The sequence below is a fragment of the Caldimonas brevitalea genome (genome assembly GCF_001017435.1).
GTDB lineage: Bacteria > Pseudomonadota > Gammaproteobacteria > Burkholderiales > Burkholderiaceae_C > Caldimonas > Caldimonas brevitalea.
On the sequence record NZ_CP011371.1, the window covers coordinates 4,587,699 to 4,608,333 of the forward strand.

Genomic DNA, 20,635 nt, shown 5'->3' on the forward strand with positions numbered 1-20,635 from the left:
GCCCGACATGAATTTCAACCTGACCGAAGAGCAGCAGCTGCTCGACGACACCGTGCGACGTTTTGTCGCCAAGGAATACGGCCTGGAACAGCGCCGTGCCGTGATGAACTCGGCCTCCGGCTGGAGCCGCGAGGTGTGGGGCCAGCTGGCCGACATGGGCCTGTTGGCCCTGCATGTGCCCGAGGCACACGGCGGCCTGGACGCCGGCGCCGTCGAGACCCTGGTGGTGATGCAGGCGCTCGGGCAAGGCCTGGCGCTCGAACCCTTTTTGGCCAGCGCCGTGATCGCCACCGAGCTGCTGCGCAGCACCGGCGACGACGCGCAGCAGGCCGCCTGGCTGCCGGCCCTGGCCAGCGGCGAGCGCGTGGCCGTGCTGGCACATGACGAAGCACCGGCGCGCGGCATCGACCTGCACGTCGACACGCGGGCCCACCGCACCGGCGACGGCTATGTGCTGAACGGGCACAAGTCGGTGGTGTTGCACGCCGGCGCGGCCGACGTGCTGCTGGTGTCGGCACGCACCCACGGCGAGGCCGATCAGGCCGACGGCGTGTCGCTGTTCCTGGTGCCACGCGACACGCCCTCGGTGGTGCTGCGCGAGTACCGCACCGTGGACGGCCAACGCGCCGCCGACGTGCAGCTCAATGGCACGTACGTGGCCGCGTCGGGCCGTCTCGGTGCCGAGGGCGGGGCCTGGCCGGCGATCCAGCGCGCGCTCGACATCGGCCTGGCCGCCTTGTGCGCCGAGGCCGTCGGTGTGATCAAGGCCGTGGTCGACGCCACCATCGAATACCTGCAGACGCGCAAGCAGTTCGGCCAGCCCATCGGCCGCTTCCAGGCTTTGCAGCATCGCGCCGCCGACCTGCTGATGCACTATGAGCAGGCCAAGTCGATGAGCATCTATGCCGCGGTGCGCTGCCGGCACGACGATGCCGCCGAACGCGCCAAGGCGCTGTCGGCCGCCAAGGTGGTGATCGGGCGCGCTTGCCGCTTCGTGTCGCAGCAGGCGGTGCAGCTGCACGGAGGCATGGGCGTGACCGACGAATTGGTGGTAAGCCACCAGTTCAAGCGCCTGATGGCCATCGAGCTGAGCCTCGGAGACACCGATGCCCACCTGCAGCGTTACAGCGAGCTGAGCCGCGAAGGGCGACTTCAGCCGGCGTGAACAGGTTCTCGGTCGCCCCGGATTTCCGTGTCGCCGCGTCGCTCGGGCGACACGAACCGGGGACTGCTACCGAGGTCGCCCACCCCTTCCCCTCTTACACTGGACTGAACAACAAGTTACCACGTCGTACATCACGACACGGGTCAGATCAGTCCTCCGCGCCGGCACCCCGCCGGGCGGTTGTAGGAGAGGTGTATGGGTTTGGGTTTTGGGTTCAAGGGCCGCATCGTGGCCTGCGCAATGTCGTCTCTGCTGGCGACCATCGCAGCGCCGGTCTGGGCGGCGGCTGACATCGTCATCGGGCAGGTGGCGCCGCTGACCGGTGTGATCGCCGGGACCGGCGACGAATACGTCGCCGGCGCTCATGCGTACTTCGCGCATGTGAACGCCAAGGGCGGCGTCAACGGCCGCAAGATCCGCGTCGTGGTGAAGGACGACGGCTACAAGCCCGACCAGACGCTGGCGCTGACGAAAGAGATGATCGCGCAGGACAACCCGGTGGCGCTGTTCGGCTTCGTCGGCACCGCCAACGTGCTGTCGCTGGTCAAGAACAAGGTGCTGAGCGATGCCGGCATCGCACTCCTGGCGCCCTACACCGGCTCGCTCGACCTGCGCGAGCCGATGAATCCGAACATCTTCCACATCCGTGCCAGCTACACGGACGAGACCGCGAAGATGGTCGAGCACCTGCACACGATCGGCATCCGCAAGTTCGCCGTGATGTACCAGGACGATGCGTTCGGCAAGAGCGGCCTGGCCGGTGCCGAGTCCGCGCTGGCCAAGCTGGGGTTGAAGGCAGTGGCGACCGGCAGCTATGACCGTACCAAGCCGGAAGAGGTGGGCGCCGCGATCAAGGCCATCGAGCCGGCCAGCCCCGAGGCCATCATCATGGTGTCGGTGAACAAGGCCTCGTCGGCCTTCATCAAGCAGCTGCGCGCTGCCGGCAGCCGCGCCCAGCTCTACAGCATCTCGGTGGTGAACTTCAAGGAACTGCTGAAGAACGCCGGCGAAGAGATCGTGCGTGGCGTCGGCATCGCACAAGTGATGCCCTTCCCGTATACGCCGGCCACCCCAGTGGTGCGCGAGTTCCAGGGCCTGATGCAGCAGTACGCGCCGGGCAAGGTGATCTCTTACGCGAGCATGGAGTCGTTCGTCGCCGCGAAGGTGCTGGTGGAAGCGCTGCGCCGCGCCGGCCCCGAACCCACCCGTGAAAAGGTGTTGGCCGCGCTGGAAGCCGTGCGCGACTACGACGTCGGCGGTTTCAAGATCGGCTTCGGGCCCAACAACCGGATCGGCTCGCGCTTTGTCGATATCACCGTGATCGGCCGCGACGGCAAGCTGCTGAAGTGAGTCGGTGACTGAGGGGCGGGCCCGTGCGCCCCCCTCGATCCCACGCAGCCGGTGCAACGCCGGCCGCTGCACCGTCCCTTTTCTGGTGAGCCGATCGGCTCAAAGCCGTCTCGTCTCACCCCTGCCGGCAGCCCCGGTCTTCAAGCTCCGACCCGGCGCCGCACGATGGGTCGCGATGGCGAGCGACGCTCCCGTTCCTCGAAGCCGGCGGAGAGAAACGCCGACAGCACGCCGTGGTAGAGCTCGGACGACCCCATCTTGCGCTGCGGGTCCACCGGATAAGCTTCGACCCACTGCGCGCCGTGGTCCCGCGCCAGCCCAACGGCGCCTTCGATCAGCGCCGACATCAGCCCGCCGCGGCGAAACCGCTTGGCCACCACGAAACAGGTGATGCTCCACACGGGCGTGTCGTCCAGGGGCGCCAGCGTGCGCGAGCGCGCCAGCCGCGGATAGTCGTCACGTGGCGCGATGGCGCACCAGCCTGCGGGCTGCGCATCCACATACGCCAGCACACCTGGTGGCGGCCGCGACGCGGAGTCGAGCCGGGACAGAAACCAGACCTTGTTGCCCCCATCCAGCCCCTGCTCGAAGGCCTGGCGGGAGCGGGCAAAAAAGGCACACCAGCAGCGACGCGCGTCGCCGCAGTCTTCGAACACCGCGGCGAGGTCCGCGCGTCGTTCGGGCGTGGCGGGGTGAATCTGGACCTCGGGCATCGAAGGCTCCAAATGGCGACGGGAGCTGCCAGCATAGGCAGCTCCCGCACGTTTTGGCCAGTCCCGCGACGGAAGACCGTCCGGCGGCTCGCGTCAATGCGCCAGCTTGAACACCGAGACCGACTGCACCAGCGCTTCGGACTCGGCGCGCACCGACGTGGCACTCGCCGCCGCCCGCTGCACCATCGCCGCGTTCTGCTGCGTGACCTGGTCGAGTTCGACGATGGCCTGGTCGATCTGCGCGATGCCGCTCTCTTGCTCGGCAAAAGCATGCGCAAGGTCGCCGATCAGGCCGCCGACCTTGCCGACCGCCGCGACCACCTGATCGATGGTCTGGCCCGCCTGGCCGACCTGCGCCGAGCCGGCCTCGACCTTGTCGACCGAGTCGCGGATCAGCGCCTCGATCTCCTTGGCGGCCGTCGCGCTGCGCTGGGCCAGCGTGCGCACCTCGGCCGCCACGACCGCGAAGCCGCGGCCGTGTTCACCGGCACGGGCCGATTCGACGGCGGCGTTCAACGCGAGGATGTTGGTCTGGAACGAGATGCCGTTGATCATGGTCGTGATCTCGGCGATCTTCTTCGACGCGGCCTTGATCGCGTCCATGCTCTGCACCGCCTGCACCACGGCCTGGCCGCCTTCGGCCGCCAGCGTGGAGGCGTCGCGCGCCAGCCGGTTGGCTTCGTTCACGCTCTGCGCGCTCTGCTTCACGGTGGCGGTGATCTCCTCCATCGTGGCGGCGGTCTGCTGCAGGGCGGCGGCCTGGCGCTCGGTGCGCGAGGCCAGCTCGCTGCTGCCGCTGGCCATCTGGCCCATGCTCTGCGCCACCGTGTGCGAACGTTGGCGGACATCGCCGACCACACGCACCAGGTTGCTCTGCATGTCCTCGAGCGCCGCGATCAGCTTGCCGACCTCGTCCTGCGCCGTCGACGACAGCGTGCCGCTCAGGTCACCCTGGGCAATCCGGTGGGCGGCGGCCAGCGCGGTCTGCAAGGGCCCGAGCGTCGCCTGGCGGATCAACCAGAAGCTGGTCGCCAGCACGGCGATGCCCAGCAGATTGATGAACATCACCGAGACCTTGATGAAATTCACGACTTCGGCCACCAGCGGGCCGAAGCGGTTGGTGTTGTCGAGCACCTGGTCCATGTCGGGCTTCAGCTTGGCCACCAGCTCCGGCGTCACGCCGCTGCCGGGTTCGCTCGCGATGATGTCGCGCATGCGGTTCAGTTCGACGATGTCCTTGCGCGGCAGGTCGATGACACCACCGAACCCGATCATGGAGATGGCGCCGCGCTCGATGGCGAACAGCTCGATGTCGACGTTCCCCGCGATGTCGCGCGCCTTCACGATGTCGCGCACCAACTCGTCGCGCGTCACCTTGTCGGCGGTCCGGGCGCCTTCGGAGACGCGGTCCATGGCCTGCTTCAGGTTCAGCACAGTCGCGACGTGGTCCCGCTCCATATAGTGAAACAAGGCAGCCTTGCCCAGCAGCCGGGTGCCGATCAGCACCAGCAGCGAGACGACCACAACGGCGATCAGGCCGAACTTGAATTTCTGACGGAGGGTAAAGCGATTCACGGCGGCGGGTCCGGTAGGGGAAACAAATGCCTGCCGCGGCATGCGCCGCGACAAGACGTCTCGCTCCCCTATATCGGCCGCCGCCGTAAGGGCTTGAGCCCGGTGTCGGGCTTAAGTTGTTTCCTGATGCTGCCGCGCGCCCGCGTCGGGCCGGTGCCTCAATCGACCGGCGTCAGCTTGGCCACGCTCAGCGCCAGCCACTTCATGCCGTGGCGCCCGAAGTTGATTTGCGCCCGGGCGTCGGCACCGCTGCCTTCGAGCGTGACGATCACGCCCTCGCCGAACTTGGTGTGGAACACCGACTGGCCGGTGCGCAGCGCGACACCCTCGGACGTCGCGACCTTGGGCGCCAATGTCTTCTCGCCCGCGCCGGCGGCGGAGCCCCGCCCCGAGCCGCTGCTCCAGGCTGCGCGGTAATCGCGCGCGTAGCCCGAGCCGAAGGCCTGCGCCTTGGGCGTGATCCACTTCAGCGCGGCCTCGGGCAGTTCTTCGAGAAAACGGCTCTTGATGTTGTAGCGCGTCTGGCCGTGCAGCATGCGCGTCTGGCTGTGGCTCAGGTACAGCCGGCGCCGCGCGCGCGTGATGGCCACATACATCAGGCGGCGCTCCTCCTCCAGCCCGTCGTAGTCCGACAGCGAGTTTTCGTGCGGGAACAGGCCCTCTTCCAGCCCGGTGATGAAAACGCAGTCGAACTCCAGGCCCTTGGCCGCATGCACCGTCATCAGCTGGATCGCGTCCTGCCCGGCCTGGGCCTGGTTGTCGCCGGCTTCCAGGGCCGCATGGGTCAGGAAGGCGGCCAGCGGCGACATGATCTCGCCGGTCTCGGCGTCGGGCGCTTGTTCGGTGCGCGCCACGGCCGGGGGGTCCCCCTCGGCGATGGTGCCGGGCGAGACCACCACGGCGCCGGCGTGCTCGTCGACCGGCAAGGCCACCGCGTCCTTGCCGAAGCCCTCCTGGGTCACGAAAGCCTCGGCCGCGTTGACCAGTTCGTCGAGGTTCTCCAGCCGCTCGCGGCCTTCTTTCTCGTTGCGGTAGAAATCGGCCAGCCCGCTGGCCTGCACCACGTGCTCGATGATCTCGCGCAGCGTCAGGCCGCGCGTGTTGTCGCGCATCGCGTCGACCAGCGTATTGAAGGCTGCCAGGTTGGCGCCGCCCTTGCCGGTGACCGCCCCAACGCTCTGGTACAGGCTGCGGCCGGTCGCCCGGGCGGCGTCCTGCAGCTGCTCGAGCGTGCGGGCGCCGATGCCTCGGGTGGGGAAGTTCACGACCCGCAAGTAGCTGGTGTCGTCGTTCGGGTTCTCCAGCAGCCGCAGATAGGCCAGCGCGTGCTTGATTTCGGCGCGTTCGAAAAAGCGCAGACCGCCATAGACCCGGTAGGGGATGCCGGCGTTGAACAGCGCACTTTCCAGCACGCGGGACTGGGCGTTGGAACGGTACAGGATGGCGATCTCCGATCGCGGCGTGCCGTCGCGGTGCAGCTGCTGCGCCTCTTCGAGCAGCCACTGCGCCTCGGCGTAGTCGCTGGTCGATTCATAGACCCGCACCGGCTCGCCCGGCCCCGCCTCGGTCCGCAGGTTCTTGCCCAGGCGCCGCGTGTTGTGCGAGATCAGCGCGTTGGCCGAGTCGAGGATGTTGCCGAAGCTGCGGTAGTTGCGCTCCAGCTTGATGACCTGCTCGACGTGGAACTCGCGCTCGAAGTCGCTCATGTTGCCGACCTGGGCGCCGCGGAAGGCGTAAATGCTCTGGTCGTCGTCGCCCACCGCAAACACGCTCGTCTCGGGCCCGGCGAAAGCCTTCAGCCAGGCGTACTGCAGCCGGTTGGTGTCCTGGAACTCGTCGACCAGGACATGCCGGAAGCGCCGCTGGTAGTGCTCGCGCAGCGCCGGCTGGTCGCGCATCAACTCGTAGGTGCGCAACATCAGTTCGGCGAAATCGACCACCCCTTCACGCTGGCACTGGTCTTCGTAGGCCTGGTAGATCGCTGCCAAGGTGCGGCTCTGCTCGTCGCGCACTTGCACGTCACGCGGCCGCAGCCCTTCTTCCTTGCTGCCGGCGATGAACCAGGTCACCTGCTTGGGCACAAAACGCTCTTCGTCGAGGTTCATCGCCTTGATGACGCGGCGTACCGCCGACAACTGGTCTTGCGAGTCGAGGATCTGGAAGCTCTGCGGCAGATTGGCGAGCTTCCAGTGGGCGCGCAGGAAGCGGTTGCACAGCCCGTGGAAGGTGCCGATCCACATGCCGCGCACAGGAATCGGCAGCATCGCACCCAGCCGCGTCAGCATCTCCTTGGCCGCCTTGTTGGTGAAGGTGACGGCCATCACGCCGGCCGGCGACACCTGACCGGTCTGGATCAACCAGGCGATGCGGGTGGTCAGCACCCGGGTCTTGCCCGAACCGGCCCCGGCCAGGATCAACGCCGGTCGGCTTGGCAAGGTGACGGCGGCGAGCTGCTCCGGGTTCAGGTTGTTCAACAACGACGTGGGCGCAGCGGGGGCGAAATCGAGACTCATGTCGCGATTCTAGGGAGGCGGGCGATGCCCCTTCCCGGCACACCGGGCCGCGATGAGTAGAATCAACCACCGGGCCCAAATTTTGGCGTCCGGTTTTTTGTTTGCGCGGCACCCTCCCCTGCTGGAGCCTGTGCCACCGCCCGCCCCGCCGGGGGCGCGGCGCGCCGCGCAGCCGGTTCTCCAAGTCAAGCGCTCGCAGCCTCGACGCCGCACTGCATCAACGCGGCGTCCTATCTGCTACTGGAGCGATCTCTGATGGAAATCTTCGACTACGACAACGTTCTGCTGCTGCCGCGCAAATGCCGCGTGGAAAGCCGTGCCGAATGCGACACCAGCGTCGAGTTCGGCGGCCGGCGGTTCAAGCTGCCCGTGGTGCCGGCCAACATGAAGACGGTGGTGGACGAGCGCATCACCGAGACCCTGGCCGCCAACGGCTATTTCTATGTGATGCACCGCTTCGATCTGGACAACGTGGCCTACGCCAAGCGTATGCGCGAGCTGGGCTTGTATGTCTCGATCAGCTCGGGTGTCAAGGCGGCCGACCACGACGTCATCGACCGATTGGCGGCAGAAGGAGTGGGCGCCGACTACATCACGATCGACATCGCCCACGGCCATGCCGACTCGGTGCAACGGATGATCGGCCACATCAAGCACAAGCTGCCGCAGGCCTTCGTGATCGCCGGCAACGTCGGCACGCCCGAGGCGGTGATCGACCTGGAAAACTGGGGCGCGGACGCGACCAAGGTCGGCATCGGCCCGGGCAAGGTGTGCATCACGCGGCTGAAGACGGGCTTCGGCACCGGCGGCTGGCAGCTGTCGGCGCTGAAGTGGTGCGCGCGGGTGGCGACCAAGCCCATCATCGCGGACGGCGGCATCCGCGAACACGGCGACATCGCCAAGAGCGTGCGCTTCGGCGCGACGCTGGTGATGATCGGCTCGCTGTTCGCCGGCCACGAAGAATCGCCGGGGCGCACCGTCGAGGTCGACGGCAAGCTCTACAAGGAGTATTACGGCAGCGCGTCCGACTTCAACAAGGGCGAATACAAGCACGTCGAGGGCAAGCGCATCCTGGAGCCGGTCAAGGGCCCCCTGGCGGGCACGCTGCGCGAAATGCAGGAGGACCTGCAGAGTTCGATCAGCTACGCCGGCGGGCGGTACCTGGCGGACATCCGCAAGGTGAACTACGTGATCCTGGGCGGCGACAACGCCGGGGAACACCTGTTGATGTGACAGCGGCACCCGGCCGCGGGGGACGGCCGGCAGCGGCTAGCCCGTAGAATCAGGGGAATCCCGAAGCTCGGCGGCGCCTGTGGGGCGCCGCTGCCGTTTCCAGACCGACGCCCGACAGATTCCCGACAGACGTTACGCAGCACCGACCGGCACCATGTCCGACACGCCCAAGTCATTCGAACCGAAAGCCATCGAAGCCAAGTGGGGCCCCGAATGGGAACGCCGCGGCCTCTACGCCCCGACGCTGGACGAAACCAAGCCGTCGTTCTGCGTCCAGCTGCCGCCGCCCAACGTGACCGGCACGCTGCACATGGGCCATGCGTTCAACCAGACCATCATGGACTCGTTGACGCGCTACCACCGCATGCGCGGCTACAACACGCTGTGGGTGCCGGGCACCGACCACGCCGGCATCGCGACCCAGATCGTCGTCGAACGCCAGTTGCAGGCGGCCGGCCAGTCGCGCCACGACCTCGGGCGTGAGAACTTCGTCCGCAAGGTCTGGGACTGGAAGCAGCAATCGGGCTCCACCATCACGCAGCAGATGCGCCGCATGGGCGACTCGGTGTCCTGGGAGCACGAGTACTTCACGATGGACGACAAGCTGTCCAAGGTCGTGACCGAAACCTTTGTCCGGCTGTACGAAGAAGGCCTGATCTACCGCGGCAAGCGGCTGGTCAACTGGGACCCGGTGCTGAAGTCGGCGGTGTCCGACCTGGAAGTCGTCAGCGAGGAAGAAGACGGCTCGCTGTGGCACATCCGCTACCCGCTGGCCGACGGCTCCGGTGAGCTGACCGTGGCCACGACACGCCCCGAGACCATGCTCGGCGACGTCGCGCTGATGGTGCACCCCGAAGACGAGCGTTACCAGGCGCTGGTGGGCCACCAGGTCACGCTGCCCCTGTGCGACCGCACCATCCCGGTGATTGCCGACGCTTATGTCGACCGCGCGTTCGGCACCGGCGTCGTGAAGGTCACGCCGGCGCACGATTACAACGACTACGCTGTCGGGCAGCGGCATGCCCTGCCCGTCATCGGCGTGCTGACGCTCGACGCCAAGATCAACGACAACGCCCCGCCCGCCTACCGCGGCCTCGACCGTTTCGAGGCGCGCAAGAAGGTGGTGGCCGACCTGGAAGCGCAGGGTTTCCTGGTCGAGGTCAAGAAGCACAAGCTGATGGTGCCGCGCTGCGAGCGCACCGGCCAGATCATCGAGCCGATGCTGACCGACCAGTGGTTCGTCGCGATGAGCAAGCCCGACGCGAGCGGCAAGTCGATCGCCGAAAAAGCCGTCGAGGTGGTGCAGGACGGCCGCGTGCGTTTTGTGCCCGAGCAGTGGGTCAACACTTACAACCAGTGGATGAACAACATCCAGGACTGGTGCATCTCGCGCCAGCTCTGGTGGGGCCACCAGATCCCCGCCTGGTACGGCAGTGGCGGCGAGCTGTTCGTCGCCCGCAACGAGGACGAGGCCCGCGCAAAAGCGAAGGCGGCGGGCTACGAGGGTGAACTTCGGCGCGACGAAGACGTGCTCGACACCTGGTACTCGTCGGCCCTGGTGCCGTTCTCGTCGCTCGGCTGGCCCAACGAGACCAAGGAACTCGATTTGTTCCTGCCCTCCAGCGTGCTCGTCACCGGCTTCGACATCATCTTCTTCTGGGTCGCCCGGATGATCATGATGACGGTGCACTTCACTGGCCGCGTGCCGTTCCGCCACGTCTACATCCACGGCCTGGTGCGCGACGCGCAGGGCAAGAAGATGAGCAAGTCGGAAGGCAACGTGCTCGACCCGGTCGACCTGATCGATGGCATCGAGCTGGCGCCCTTGCTCGAAAAACGCGCCACCGGGCTGCGCCGCCCCGACACCGCGCCCAAGGTACGCGAGGCGACGAAAAAGGAATTCCCTGACGGCATTCCCGGCTACGGTGCCGACGCCCTGCGCTTCACGTTCGCCGCCCTCGCGAGCCTCGGCCGCAACATCAACTTCGACGCCAAGCGCTGCGAGGGCTACCGCAATTTCTGCAACAAGCTCTGGAACGCCACCCGTTTCGTGCTGATGAACTGCGAAGGCCAGGACAACGGGTTGGCCGAACACGGCGCCGACGCCTGCGGCCCCGGCGGTTATCTCGATTTCTCGGCGGCCGACCGCTGGATCACCGGCGAGTTGCAGCGGGTCGAGCACGCGGTGGAACAAGGTTACGCCGACTACCGGCTCGACAACGTCGCCAACGCCCTCTACCAGTTCGTCTGGGACCAGTACTGCGACTGGTACCTGGAAATCGCCAAGGCGCAGATCGCCAACGGCGACGCCGGGCAGCAACGGGCCACGCGCCGCACCCTAATCCGGGTGTTGGAAACCGTGCTGCGGCTGCTGCACCCCATCACGCCCTTCATTACCGAAGAGCTGTGGCAGAAGGTCGCGCCGGTGGCCGGCCGCAAGGCGCCCGACTCGGACGCGTCCATCGTGCTCGCGCCCTACCCCCGCGCCCAGTTGGAGCGCATCGACGCCCAGGCCGACGCCTGGATCGAGCAGCTGAAAGCGGTGGTCGGCGCGTGCCGCAACCTGCGCAGCGAAATGGGTCTGTCGCCGGCCGAACGCGTGCCCCTCTACACCATCGGCGACGCCGACTTCGTGACCCAGGCGGCGCCGTTGTTGAAGGCGCTGGCGAAAGTCAGTGAAGTGAAACGCTTCGACGACGAAGCGGCCTTTGCCGACGCAACGCGCCAGGCACCGGTGGCGGTGCAAGGTGCGACGCGGCTGGCGTTGCACGTTGAGATCGATGTGGCCGCGGAGCGCGAGCGCCTCGGCAAGGAAATCAAGCGTCTCGAAGGCGAAATCGCGAAGGCGCAAGCGAAACTTAGTAACGAAAGTTTTATCGCCCGCGCTCCCGCTAACGTGGTGGAACAGGAAAAAGTCCGGCTGTCCGATTTCACTGTTACTCTCGAAAGAGTGCGTGAACAGATCTCCCGGCTGGCGTGAAGCTTGCAGTATGGTCTGCCACTCGAATATCAGGAGGAAAACCCACATGCACGTCACCAAAGCAGTCTTTCCGGTCGCCGGCCTCGGCACCCGCTTTTTGCCCGCCACCAAAGCGCAGCCCAAAGAAATGCTGCCGGTGGTCGATAAACCGCTGATTCAATACGCCGTCGAAGAAGCGTATTCCGCCGGCATCCGGGAAATGATCTTCGTCACCGGCCGCACCAAGCGCCCGATCGAAGACCACTTCGACATGGCCTACGAGCTCGAAACCGAACTCGAAGCCGCCGGCAAGCGCGAGTTGCTGAACATCGTGCAGTCGATCAAACCCGACGACATGGAATGCGTGTTCGTGCGGCAACCCAAGATGCTGGGCCTGGGCCACGCGGTGCTGTGCGCCGAGCGCCTGGTCAACGGCCATCCGTTCGCCGTGCTGCTCGCGGACGACCTGATGGTCGGCAAACCGCCGATCATGAGGCAGATGGTCGACCAGTTCGCCGACTGGAAAGCCACCATCATCGCCGTCCAGGAAGTGCCGCCCGAACAGACGCGTCGCTACGGCATCGTCGACGGCACCCCCGTCAACGACCGTCTGATGGACATTCAGCAGATCGTCGAAAAGCCGGCCCCCGAAGCCGCGCCGTCGCGCCTGGGCGTGGCCGGTCGCTACATCCTCACGTCGGGCATCTTCGATGAGATCCGCCGCCAGCCCAAGGGCGTCGGCGGTGAAATCCAGCTCACCGACGGCATCGCCGGCCTGCTGCGTCGCGAAAAGGTGTTTGCCTATCGTTATGACGGCGTGCGCTACGACTGCGGCAGCAAGGAAGGTTTCCTGCAAGCGTCGGTCGAACTGGCACTCGCCCACCCGCAGCTTGGCGCGGGCTTCCGCGAGTATCTGCAGGGTCTCGAACTCTGAAAATGCAAAGGCCCCGGCCGAAACCGGGGCCTGCGCCCCGCTGCCCGGCGGGGTAAGCGCTATCCAGGTGCGCTGGTCACGACGACCGGGCCGGGACCCTGCGGCGCATCACGCGTCGGCCGCCGGCTTCATCGGCTCCCGGGCTTTTTCTCCCCTTGCGTACGTCAGCGGCGCCGCAGCACGTGCACGAACTCTTTGTCGAGCGTTTGCTGCTCGACCAGTTCGTTGCCTGTCTGCTTGGCGAAGGCCTGGAAGTCGCGCAGCGAACCCGGGTCCGTTGCCACCACCTTCAGCAGTTCTCCGCTGTGCATCTCGGCCAGTGCCTTCTTCGCCTTGAGGATGGGCAGAGGGCAGTTGAGCCCGCGGGTGTCGAGTTCTTTGTGAGCGTCCATGGCAATTCCTTCAGGGACGCTGATTTTAGTGGCAGCGCACACCGCAGGAGGCCTCCCCTTCAGCCGGACGGCGCCCGATCGCTGCGGGGATGGCATCCATCCGCACGGTTCCCCGCGTTCTTTGCCTCAGCAAGGGGCGCGGTCGGCCTGGCACAGCGGGAATCGATTCAAAAAACAAAGTCGCCGGCAACCCTGCGCTCACGCCCGTCAACGCCGCGGCAGTTCGACGTACTGCGGCTCATGGCCGCGACGCCGCAGCCACTGCGCCAGGATTTCGCCAGTGCCGGCGCGCCAGCATTTGACATCCTGCGGTGCCAGCAGCTTGTATTCGGCCAGTTCGGGCGACAGCACGATCTCGCCGTGGCAGACCGCGTGGTAGGCGATGATGACCTGGTTCATCTGCTGAAAATCGCAAACGCCCTCCAAGTGCAACGCCGAGACCTGCAATGAAGTCTCCTCGGCGATTTCACGCTTGATGCCTTCCTCGGGCGTCTCGCCAGCCTCCATGAAGCCGGTGACCAGCGCGAACATGCGCCCCGGCCAGGCCGCGTTGCGCGCCAGCAGCAAGCGGCCTTCGCGGTCCGACAGCTCGATGATGGCGGCCAGCACCGGCGTCGGGTTGTTCCAGTGGGTGTAGTGGCAGGCCGGGCAGCGCAGGCGGTCCCGCTCGCCGTCGTGCACGCTGTGCAACTCGGTAGCGCAACGTGGGCAGAATCTGAAGTCGTTCATGGACACGCATCCCCTCACTCGATCAGCGGTGGATCCTACCCGAGCCCCCGAAGCGTCCCTGTCGCCTACGCGCACCGCCTCCTCGCGGCAGGTCAGCAGCAACCAGGCCGGGCCTCACCCACGGCTCGCGCAGGTGGTCGACCGCCACCTGAACACGCGCTTTCAGCGACCTGTCGCGCCCTACAACCATGCCGCCTTCGAGCAGCTGTGCAGGCACTGGGACGGCCGCTCGCCGCTGGTGCTGGACAGCGCCTGCGGCACCGGTGAGAGCAGCGCTGCACTCGCCGCGCGCCACCCGGAAGCGCTGGTGATCGGCGTCGACCAGTCGGCGCAACGGCTGGCGCGCGGCCAGCGCAAACTCGACGCGACGGCAGCGCCCCGCAACCTCCTGCTGCTGCGGGCCGACGCGACCGACCTGTGGGCCCTGATGGCGGCGCACGGCCTGCGGCTGGCGCGGCACTACCTGCTCTACCCCAACCCCTGGCCCAAGGCCGAGCATTTGCAGCGACGCTGGCACGGCCACCCGCGCCTGCCCGACCTGCTGGCGCTCGGTGGAGCGCTGGAACTGCGCAGCAACTGGGCGCTGTACGCCGAGGAGTTTGCGTGGGCGTTGCGGCGGGCCGGCTGGCAGGCCGAGGTCGAGCCGGTGCCCCCCGAGGGGCCGGCCCTGACGCCGTTCGAACTCAAGTACCGCGCCTCGGGCCACGTGCTGTGGCGCGTGCGCGCGGCGCCTCAGGCCGGGAACACGCCGGTCGAGAGATAACGGTCGCCGCGGTCGCAAACGACAAACACGATCGTCGCGTTCTCGACCCGCTGCGCCACCTGCAGCGCGGCCCAGCAAGCGCCGGCTGCGGAGATGCCGGCAAACACGCCTTCCTCGCAGGCCAGCCGGCGCGCCATGTCCTCGGCGTCGGCCTGCGACACGTACACCAACTCGTCGACCCGGCTCGGCTCGTAGATCTTGGGCAGGTACTCCTGCGGCCACTTGCGGATGCCGGGGATGCGCGAACCTTCGCTCGGTTGCGCACCGATGATGCGCACCTCCGGGTTCTGCTCCTTCAGGAAACGCGACACGCCGGTGATGGTGCCGGTGGTGCCCATCGCACTGATGAAATGGGTGATGCGGCCCTGCGTCTCGTCCCAGATCTCCGGGCCGGTGGTCTCGTAGTGGATGCGCGGGTTGTCGGCATTGGCGAACTGGTCGAGCACCCGCCCCTTGCCGTCGCGCTGCATCTGCTCGGCCAGGTCACGCGCGTACTCCATGCCACCGGCCTTGGGCGTCAGCATCAACTCGGCGCCGAAGGCCTTCATCGTCTGGGCCCGCTCGATGCTGAGGTCCTCCGGCATGATCAGCAGCATCCGGTAGCCCCGAACGGCCGCTGCCATTGCCAGCGCGATGCCGGTGTTGCCCGAGGTCGCCTCGATCAGCGTGTCGCCCGGGCGGATGTCGCCGCGCTCCTCGGCACGCCGGATCATGCTGATCGCGGCCCGGTCTTTCACCGAGCCCGCCGGGTTGTTGCCTTCGAGCTTGCCCAGGATGACGTTGCCGCGCCGCGCCTGCTCCACGCCGGGCAGGCGCTGCAGCTGGATCAACGGGGTGCGGCCGATGGTGTCTTCGATGGTTTTGTACTGGGGCATGAGCGTTCTCCTGCCCACATTGTCTCAGGCTTGCGTCAGGCCCGCGGCGCTGTGACATAATCGCCGGCTACATCACCGCGGCATCGCCCGGGGTGGTTCAAGACCGACGCAGCGCACGCTGCGTCACCGCCTGCCCAGGTGGCGAAATAGGTAGACGCAAGGGACTCAAAATCCCTCGCCAGCGATGGCGTGCCGGTTCGAGTCCGGCTCTGGGCACCAATTCAAGCGGTCGCGGGCACTAGCGGTTTCCGCAGCAGTTTCTACGCCTCTTCCGCGCCAGTTTCCGCATCAACCCGTTTTTCGATCGCTGTCCCGCCACGGTGAGTACTTGGCGCGGGCGGTCGAGGCGTCGCTGCAATTTGAAACGCCGCCAGGCCCCGCCTCCCCTAGAGTGGCGCCAGCCCCAACGAAGGGCGCAGGGAGGAACACATGAGCATCTTTCACCGGCTGTGGGACAACCACCCCGGCACGGGCAAGCCGTGCGAGGTCGATGGCAAGCCGAGCTTCGAAAACCAGTGCGCCATCAGGATGGGCGTGGCATTCACGAAGTCAGGCATCAGCATTAAGTCCTGGGGTCTGCGTCACTGCTGGCACCACGACAAGGCCTAAGGTCATGCGCTGGCAGCCGAGGAGATGGCAAACGCGCTGACGAGGGTCATCGTGCCGGGGATGAAGCGCGTCGAGCGCTACAACGGCGCCGAAGCCTTCGACAAGATCGATGGGCGCAAGGGCGTGTTCTTCTGCAAGGACTTCTATGGCGCGCCGCAGACCGGCGACCATATCGACCTTTGGAACGGCTGGCGCCTGACGGCTTTCCAATCGGTCATTAGCATCTACACCAGCTTCGGCAGCCAATACACCAAAGGGCGCATCTGGTTCTGGGAGGTCGCTTGAAACGCATGGCCCATGTGCTTGCATTCGTCGGCGTGCTTCTCGGCATAGGTGCGGCCTGGTGGCTTGCAGGTGCTGCCGTATTCCTATACGCCCCCTACGCCACTGCCGCGGAACAGTTGGACAACGCGGCAGTGATCGGACTTCTTGTTTCCGTGACGGTCCTCTGCCCGCTTCTCGCGTGGGTCGGGTGGCGCATTGGCAACAGGAAGCGCTGACACCCCTAGAGAGAGCGCCCGGCCCGCTGCTTGCCGTCATCTAGTCTGGTGTCCCGGCCCACAGGGCGTCAGTGCTGAAAGCTCACCTGCTGCGGCCGGCCAGGCAAGTGCAGCGACGCGACGGCCGCCGGCGTGGTCGCCACCACCCGCCCCGCGCGCATCACCGTCAGCCGCGTCGCCCTCAGCCGGATCGCCTCGATCGGGTCACGCGCCTGCAGCAGCACCAAATCGGCGCGGCACCCCGGCGCCAGCCCGTAGCCCTCCAGCCCCAAAATGCGCGCCGGCGCGGCCGTCACCGCCTCGAAACACTGCCGCATGGCCTCCTGCGAGGTCATCTGCGCGACGTGCAACCCCATGTGCGCCACCTCCAGCATGTCGGCGCTGCCCATGCCGTACCACGGGTCCAGCACGCAGTCGTGGCCGAAGGCGACCTCGACACCCGCCGCCAGCAGTTCGGGCACGCGTGTCATGCCGCGGCGCTTGGGGTAGCTGTCGTGGCGGCCCTGCAGCGTGATGTTGATGAGCGGGTTGGCGATCGCCGCCACGCCGGCCTCGCGGATCAGCGGCAGCAGCTTGGACACGTAGTAGTTGTCCATCGAATGCATCGACGTCAGGTGCGAACCCGCCACCCGGCCCTGCAGGCCCAGTCGCTGGCTGTGGAACGCCAACGTTTCAATGTGGCGCGACCAGGGATCGTCCGATTCGTCGCAATGCATGTCGACCCGCAACCCGCGCTCGGCCGCCAGTTCGCACAACAGGCGCACCGATTCGGCGCCGTCGGCCATCGTGCGCTCGAAATGCGGGATGCCGCCGACCACGTCGACGCCAAGGTCGAGCGCGCGGGTCAGCTGGTCGAGCGCGCCCGGGGTCCTCAGCACACCGTCCTGCGGAAACGCCACCAGTTGCAGATCGAGATAGGGCCGCACACGCTCGCGCACATGCAGCAAGGCCTCCACCGCCAGCAAGCGCGGGTCGCAGACGTCGACGTGCGAGCGGATCGCGAGCAGGCCCTTGGCGACCGCCCAGTCGCAATAGGCCAGCGCGCGCTCCACCAGCGCCTCCTGCGTCAGCAGCGGCTTCAGCTCGCCCCACAGCCCGATGCCCTCGAGCAAGGTCCCGGTGCGGTTGACCCGCGGCAGCCCGTAGCTGAGCGTCGAATCCATGTGGAAGTGGGCGTCGACGAACGGCGGACAGACGAGTTGGCCGGCGGCGTCGATTTCCTGCCCGGCGCTGGCTTGCAAGGCCGGCTGCACCACGCTGATGCGTCCGGCCTCGATGCCGATGTCGTGGTCACGGCGCCCATCGGGCAAGGTGCAGTGACGCAGGATCACGTCCAACATGCGCGATTTCCTTCACAGGTGTGTGGAAGCGCCAATGCTGCCATGGCCCGCCGCGGGCCAGGCGACGATAAGCCCGCGGGGCGGCAGCCCATACCCCCGCGGCTATCATGCGGGGCTCCGCCATTCGCCTCGTACGGCAGACACAATGCCCCCCTTGCCTCCCATCGTCCAAGCGCTGCTGCTGATCAACGTCGCGGTTTTCTGCATCGACGCCATCAGCGGCCCCTGGTTGACCCGGCTGTTCGCGCTCTGGCCGCCCGGCCACGGCCTGTTCATGCCGTGGCAGGTGGTCAGCTATGCCTTCCTGCACGGCAGCGTGACGCATCTGTTCTTCAACATGCTCGGGCTCTGGATGTTTGGCAGCGAGCTCGAGCGGCTGTGGGGCGAGCGTCGTTTCCTCCAGTTCTACACGGCGAGCGTGCTGACGGCGGCGGCCGTGCAGCTGGTCTTCTCGCTGCTCACCGGCATGGCCAACCCGCTGGTCGGCGCCTCGGGCGGCTTGTTCGGCCTGTTGCTGGCCTACGGCATGACGTTTCCGAACCGGACCATCATGCCCTTGTTCCCGCCCATTCCGATGAAGGCCAAGGTCTTCGTCGCCGTGTACGGCGCGCTCGAGCTGTTCCTCGGCGTGACCGGCACGATGTCGGGTATTGCGCACTTCGCCCACCTGGGCGGCATGTTGGGCGGCTTCCTGATGATCCGCTACTGGCGCGGCCAACCGCCGTTCAAGGGCCGCCGCCGCTTCTGACGGCCCCGCGCGGCGCCCCTCGGCACCCCAATCCCCTGTGCATGCCCGGGGGATGACGAAAGAGCGATGCTGTCGCATCCGCTCTTGCTGCAGTGGGGTGCCGCCATGATCACGTCGGGTGAGTTGTTCCTGCCGTTTGTCGCAAAGTGGCGCTCGAGGCGCCCCGGCCGCAGCAGGCCCGTGGCCACCGGCCTGCGTCGACTGGTGTTGCCCGTCGTCCTGCTGCTGTCGAGCTTCGCCTGCGCAGCCGCTCCGGCAGACGCAGAGGCCGACATGCCGGAGGGCTTGCCAGCCGAAACGGCGAATGAAACGGAAGCCGACGCCGCCGCAGCTGCGGCTCGCAGTGCCGCCGAAGACCCCGAGGTGATCGAACAGGCCCGCCGCCTGCGGGCGGCCAGCGCCAGCGTGGTGGGCGTGCGAGCGGTGGCGACACCCGACGCGCGCTCCAGCGAGACCTTGGGCCCGGTGCGCGAAGGCTCCGGCGTGGTGATCGGCTCCGACGGGCTGGTGTTGACCATCGGCTATCTCATCATGGAAGCCGAGCGGGTCGACGTGCAGACCGAAACCGGCAAGGTCTTCCCCGCCCGCGTGGTCGCCTACGACATCGCCACCGGCTTCGGCCTGCTGCAATCGGTGGTGCCGATGAACCTGCAGGCCGCGCCGCTCGGCTCATCCGCCAGCGTGGACGAGACCGAGCCGTATGTTGTCGCGAGCGGCGGCGATGCAGGCACCCTCAGCCTGGCCCAGGTGGTGTCGCGCCGGCCCTTCTCGGGCTACTGGGAATATCACATCGACGATGCCCTCTTCACGGTGCCGCCGCGCACCGACCACAGCGGCGCCGCGCTGTTCAACCAGCACGGCCAGCTGGTGGGCATCGGCTCGCTGATCGTGATGGAGGCCGGCCCACCGGGGCTGGCGCAGCCGGGCAACATGTTCGTCCCGATCGACCTGCTCAAGCCGGTGCTGCCGGAGTTGCGGCAGCGCGGCGCGTCGGCGCGCAGCACGCGCGCCTGGCTGGGCGTCAACTGCATCGAACAACAAGGGCTGGTGCGGGTGGTGCGCATCAGCGAAGACAGCCCCGCCGAAGCGGCCGGCCTGCGCCCCGGCGACCTGATCCTCAAGCTCGACGGTTTGCCGATCGACAGCCTCGAAACCTTCTACAAGAAGCTGTGGGACAACAGTGCGGCCGAACGCGAAGTGACGATCGAGGTCGGGCGCGGGCCTCAGGTCGAGAACGTCAAGGCCCGCACCATCGACCGGATGAAAACGCTACGCCGGGCATTGGGCATTTGAGGGCGCGGCCCCGGGCGCGCCGTCGTGACACGCCTGTCACAGGCCCTCTTGCACCGTGGGGTACCGCAGGCGCAACCGCAGTTCGCGCTTCAGCCGGTGGTTGTCGAGCCGGCGAGATTCGCGCAAAAAGGACAACGACGCCGCGCTCAGTTCGCGCTCGGCATCGGCGCGCGCCAGCCGACGCGGTCGTGGCAGCCCTGCCAGGTCCGCCGCAAGGTCGAAGTAATCGCCCATCTTCAGTTCAGTGTCGTCGCTCGCGTGCAGCACCCGCTGCGGCAAGCCCCGAAACAGCGCGGCCACGCAGGCGCGCGCCAGGTCGTCCGCGTGGATGTGATTGGTGTACACGTCGTCCTCTGCGCGCAGCACCGGCGTGCCCCTGGCCAGCCGCTCGCGCGGGTGGCCACCGACACGGTCGCGGGCGTAGATGCCGGGGATGCGCAAGATGGACACGCGCACGCCGAAGCTGCGGCCGAACCAACGCACGCGGCATTCGGCGTCGACCCGTCGGTGCGCGCGGTCGGATGCCGGCCGGACCGGCCGGGTCTCGTCGAAGCGCGCCCCTTGGGCGTCGCCGTAGACCCCGGTGGTGCTGCCGTAGACCAGCGTGCGCACGCGCGCCTTGCGCGCCAGTGCCTGCAGCAGGTGTGCCGTGCGGCTGTCGGTCAGGCCACTGGCGGGCGGCGGCGCGAGGTGCAACACCGCGTCGGCCAGCCCTGCGAGCCGGCCCAGCGTGGCCGGCCGGTCGAGATCGCCGACGATCGGCACCGCGCCCAGATCGCGCAGCGCCGCAACCGCCTCGGGACGCGACGTCAGTGCAAAAACCCGCCAGCGCGGTGCGAGCAGTTTCAGCACACGCTGCCCGATGTCGCCGCAGCCGACGATCAGCAGACGAGGACGGTCGAGGCGGGCAGAGGCAGGGGCGGCAGCGGGCATCGGGCAAGAAA

The 20,635-nt window shown here is 67.3% G+C and carries 16 protein-coding genes, 1 tRNA gene and 1 pseudogene; 10 read left to right on the forward strand and 8 right to left on the reverse strand.

Translation table 11 applies throughout. The features are described from left to right. Positions 1-7 precede the first annotated feature (7 nt). Entirely contained in the window at positions 8-1,165 is a 1,158-nt protein-coding gene (locus AAW51_RS19255; RefSeq protein ID WP_047195900.1) for an acyl-CoA dehydrogenase family protein, read from the forward strand. A gap of 195 nt (positions 1,166-1,360) precedes the next feature. Beyond that, the gene (locus AAW51_RS19260; protein ID WP_238947638.1) at positions 1,361-2,515 is read left to right on the forward strand and encodes an ABC transporter substrate-binding protein; all 1,155 of its coding nucleotides are present in this window, start codon (positions 1,361-1,363) and stop codon (positions 2,513-2,515) included. Positions 2,516-2,655: 140 nt separating this feature from the next. Here the strand turns inward: AAW51_RS19260 and AAW51_RS19265 are convergent, their stop codons facing one another. From AAW51_RS19265 to AAW51_RS19275, 3 genes are all read right to left on the reverse strand, one after another. Continuing rightward, complete coding sequence (locus AAW51_RS19265) at positions 2,656-3,228, reverse strand: GNAT family N-acetyltransferase (protein WP_047195901.1); 573 nt, start codon at positions 3,226-3,228, stop codon at positions 2,656-2,658. A 93-nt stretch (positions 3,229-3,321) separates the two neighbouring features. Next, positions 3,322-4,803: a methyl-accepting chemotaxis protein gene (locus tag AAW51_RS19270; protein WP_053013754.1), complete on the reverse strand. Its 1,482-nt coding sequence runs from the start codon at positions 4,801-4,803 to the stop codon at positions 3,322-3,324. 158 nt (positions 4,804-4,961) lie between these two features. Next, positions 4,962-7,316: a UvrD-helicase domain-containing protein gene (locus tag AAW51_RS19275; protein ID WP_047195902.1), complete on the reverse strand. Its 2,355-nt coding sequence runs from the start codon at positions 7,314-7,316 to the stop codon at positions 4,962-4,964. A 255-nt stretch (positions 7,317-7,571) separates the two neighbouring features. On the opposite strand from AAW51_RS19275, the gene AAW51_RS19280 reads away from it, so the two are divergent. The 3 genes from AAW51_RS19280 to galU all read left to right on the forward strand — a co-directional run bounded on the left by AAW51_RS19280 (position 7,572) and on the right by galU (position 12,442). Next, a complete protein-coding gene (locus tag AAW51_RS19280) occupies positions 7,572-8,549 on the forward strand; it encodes a GMP reductase (protein ID WP_047195903.1) in 978 nt (325 codons plus the stop codon). A gap of 154 nt (positions 8,550-8,703) precedes the next feature. After that, a complete protein-coding gene (locus AAW51_RS19285; protein WP_047195904.1) occupies positions 8,704-11,529 on the forward strand; it encodes a valine--tRNA ligase in 2,826 nt (941 codons plus the stop codon). Between the two features lie 46 nt (positions 11,530-11,575). After that, the gene (gene galU, locus AAW51_RS19290; protein WP_047195905.1) at positions 11,576-12,442 is read left to right on the forward strand and encodes a UTP--glucose-1-phosphate uridylyltransferase GalU; all 867 of its coding nucleotides are present in this window, start codon (positions 11,576-11,578) and stop codon (positions 12,440-12,442) included. 164 nt (positions 12,443-12,606) lie between these two features. On the opposite strand, the gene AAW51_RS19295 is transcribed toward galU, so the two are convergent. Together AAW51_RS19295 and AAW51_RS19300 are read right to left on the reverse strand one after the other, a co-directional pair. Then, entirely contained in the window at positions 12,607-12,834 is a 228-nt protein-coding gene (locus AAW51_RS19295) for a sulfurtransferase TusA family protein (protein ID WP_047195906.1), read from the reverse strand. Between the two features lie 207 nt (positions 12,835-13,041). After that, a complete protein-coding gene (locus tag AAW51_RS19300) occupies positions 13,042-13,563 on the reverse strand; it encodes an NUDIX domain-containing protein (protein WP_047195907.1) in 522 nt (173 codons plus the stop codon). A gap of 28 nt (positions 13,564-13,591) precedes the next feature. Here AAW51_RS19300 and trmB point away from each other — a divergent pair, with 28 nt between their 5' ends. Continuing rightward, on the forward strand, positions 13,592-14,326 hold the full coding sequence (gene trmB / locus AAW51_RS19305; RefSeq protein WP_047195908.1) for a tRNA (guanine(46)-N(7))-methyltransferase TrmB: 735 nt from the start codon (positions 13,592-13,594) through the stop codon (positions 14,324-14,326). On the opposite strand, the gene cysM is transcribed toward trmB, so the two are convergent. Further along, on the reverse strand, positions 14,296-15,201 hold the full coding sequence (cysM, locus tag AAW51_RS19310; RefSeq protein ID WP_047195909.1) for a cysteine synthase CysM: 906 nt from the start codon (positions 15,199-15,201) through the stop codon (positions 14,296-14,298). The genes trmB and cysM overlap by 31 nt on opposite strands. 132 nt (positions 15,202-15,333) lie before the next feature. Here cysM and AAW51_RS19315 point away from each other — a divergent pair. Continuing rightward, a tRNA-Leu gene (locus AAW51_RS19315) sits at positions 15,334-15,420 on the forward strand. Positions 15,421-15,729: 309 nt separating this feature from the next. Then, positions 15,730-16,095 (forward strand): annotated as a pseudogene (locus AAW51_RS28385) (T6SS effector amidase Tae4 family protein). A 283-nt stretch (positions 16,096-16,378) separates the two neighbouring features. On the opposite strand, the gene AAW51_RS19330 reads toward AAW51_RS28385, so the two are convergent. Beyond that, positions 16,379-17,650, reverse strand: coding sequence for an amidohydrolase family protein (locus AAW51_RS19330; RefSeq protein WP_047195911.1), 1,272 nt, complete (start codon positions 17,648-17,650; stop codon positions 16,379-16,381). Positions 17,651-17,795: 145 nt separating this feature from the next. Between AAW51_RS19330 and AAW51_RS19335 the strand changes: the two genes are divergently transcribed. Further along, a complete protein-coding gene (locus AAW51_RS19335) occupies positions 17,796-18,398 on the forward strand; it encodes a rhomboid family intramembrane serine protease (protein WP_047195912.1) in 603 nt (200 codons plus the stop codon). Between the two features lie 66 nt (positions 18,399-18,464). Then, positions 18,465-19,691, forward strand: a complete 1,227-nt coding sequence (locus tag AAW51_RS19340) for a S1C family serine protease (protein WP_053013760.1) — start codon at positions 18,465-18,467, stop codon at positions 19,689-19,691. Positions 19,692-19,727: 36 nt separating this feature from the next. On the opposite strand, the gene AAW51_RS19345 is transcribed toward AAW51_RS19340, so the two are convergent. After that, positions 19,728-20,624, reverse strand: coding sequence for an NAD-dependent epimerase/dehydratase family protein (locus AAW51_RS19345; protein ID WP_083438424.1), 897 nt, complete (start codon positions 20,622-20,624; stop codon positions 19,728-19,730). Between the last annotated feature and the right edge of the window lie 11 nt (positions 20,625-20,635).